A 1,715-nucleotide genomic window follows, 5' to 3' on the forward strand; every position below is an offset into this window, starting at 1 on the left:
GCGGCCGCCTCGGACCGGGCGGGCTCCGCCTGGGCGCCGTCGGCCTGCGAGGCCTCGGGCTGGGAGGCGTCGGCCTGCGCGGGCTGGGCGGCGTCGGCCTGGGCGGCGGGACCCCCGTCGGCGGGCTGGGCCCCGGCGGCCGGGGCCTGCGCGTGGCCCGGGGCGGCGGGGGCGGCGTAGGCCGCGGGCCCGCACAGGGCCAGGGCGGCCGCGACCGCCAGCGCGGCGGCGGCACCGGAAATTCGTTTCGTGGAGCGTCTCATGGAAAATCCCCCTAATCTAGCAACGGTTTCCAAGTCTACTAGATTGGGGGGACGGGAGCCAAGCTGCAATACCCCCAAGACACCCGTCTATAGGTCGTGACGTTGTCTATAAACAGGCTCACCGCCCGCGGAATAAAATTCGGCGCAAATCGTTTGAGCAGGCGACGCGCGGAAGGAGCGTGTAGGGCGGTAATATACTGACCGTCAGCCGCGGCATCCTCGCGGAAACCCATTTGTTGCCGGAACTATAGTCCCCGGCGCGGGCTCACCTTATCTCCCCGGCACGGGCTCGATATCCTCTCGGATATCTAATCGTCTTGGACTTTTACCCACCCAAGCACAGTACGGCTTTTACGTGCCGCCACGCAGAGCCTAGCCTGGAACTATTGTCTAAAACATAGGCCTTCAAAGCAACTTAGGTTCAAGTACGGACATGCAAATACGGGCACTGGATACAGGTCTTGACTGTCAATGGTTATCAATCGCATGTGTTTCTGGCAAATTACGCCCGTCTTATGCGTGCGATACAATCAGTCTCACCGAACACCAAACCAGCAACCCGAAGGGACCAACGTGTTAACAATTCACTATGGTGATATGGAAAACGTTATCTACAATACGTCGGTTTACTTCGATAACGTCTATTCGCCCCAGTGGTTTCAAGACGCCTTTGCTCAAAGGATTATTAAATCAATCGATAAAGGCAATGTCGTTGGACCCTGCGCAATAGACACCAAGATCCTAGGCATTATCCCTCCTGAAAGGCTGTCGGGAGGCACTAAGACGCTGTTGCTCATGTACTTCATGCCTCAGAACGTATACAACGCCACAACCTGCAGCGACAATTGCGCTTACTGGATTCTGAGAATTGCCACGCAAAAGGACTTAACCATCAACCTCTACCATCTGATGGATTTTGGAAACGGCAAGTTCACGGCTACCGTTGCAAACACGGGCGATGTCGTTCACACGATGTTCGACCTTGTCCCTATAGCCGCAAAATGCCTAAGGGAGAACTCCTGACGCACGTTTTCGATATGATAAGAGCCGCTTGAACGAGGAGTACTTGAACCCCACCGCTCTTGCAGCTCTTGAGGATACTTTGCCGGAACTTGGCATTACTTCGCACTAAAGCGAGAAGTACTCGCTCTCGGCAGATAGGTTCGGCCCCAACCACGGATCACCGTTGAGGAAGAGCTCCGGCGAGCGCTGCATGAACAGCGCCTGCTCGCGCTTCCAGCGGCGCAGTTTTTCTTCATTGACCTCTTCCCTGCCGCCCGAGGTGAACTCGTAGTGGCACAGCTCGGCATAGGGCATTTGCCCTCCTCCAACAAAACACTGTCACTAACTTAGCCCACCAACCTCGCCATTTGTTGGTACCGTCAAGATTCTTTCGCAAATTGATCGAGGCGGCCTCGGCCCCGCCTTGCTCTAGCCCTCCGCCTTCTTGCT

General features: G+C 56.9%; 3 protein-coding genes. 1 reads left to right on the forward strand and 2 read right to left on the reverse strand.

The features are described 5' to 3' along the window. Nucleotides 1-263: hypothetical protein (locus tag PMX70_RS10070; protein ID WP_271743483.1), on the reverse strand; the 263-nt coding region annotated here is incomplete at its 3' end. Nucleotides 264-860: 597 nt separating this feature from the next. Here PMX70_RS10070 and PMX70_RS10075 point away from each other — a divergent pair. Beyond that, nucleotides 861-1,286, forward strand: coding sequence for a DUF4869 domain-containing protein (locus PMX70_RS10075; protein ID WP_271743484.1), 426 nt, complete (start codon nt 861-863; stop codon nt 1,284-1,286). 105 nt (nt 1,287-1,391) lie between these two features. On the opposite strand, the gene PMX70_RS10080 is transcribed toward PMX70_RS10075, so the two are convergent. Next, on the reverse strand, nt 1,392-1,580 hold the full coding sequence (locus PMX70_RS10080) for a hypothetical protein (protein ID WP_118094986.1): 189 nt from the start codon (nt 1,578-1,580) through the stop codon (nt 1,392-1,394). Nucleotides 1,581-1,715 lie beyond the last annotated feature (135 nt).

The organism is Collinsella aerofaciens (assembly GCF_028206795.1).
GTDB classification, from domain to species: Bacteria; Actinomycetota; Coriobacteriia; order Coriobacteriales; family Coriobacteriaceae; genus Collinsella; species Collinsella aerofaciens_AX.

Excerpts from the sequence above, each read along its gene's own strand:
- PMX70_RS10075 (WP_271743484.1), top strand. The coding sequence starts at position 861 with ATGGAAAACGTTATCTACAATACGTCGGTTTACTTCGATAACGTCTAT.
- PMX70_RS10080 (WP_118094986.1), bottom strand. The coding sequence starts at position 1,580 with ATGCCCTATGCCGAGCTGTGCCACTACGAGTTCACCTCGGGCGGCAGG.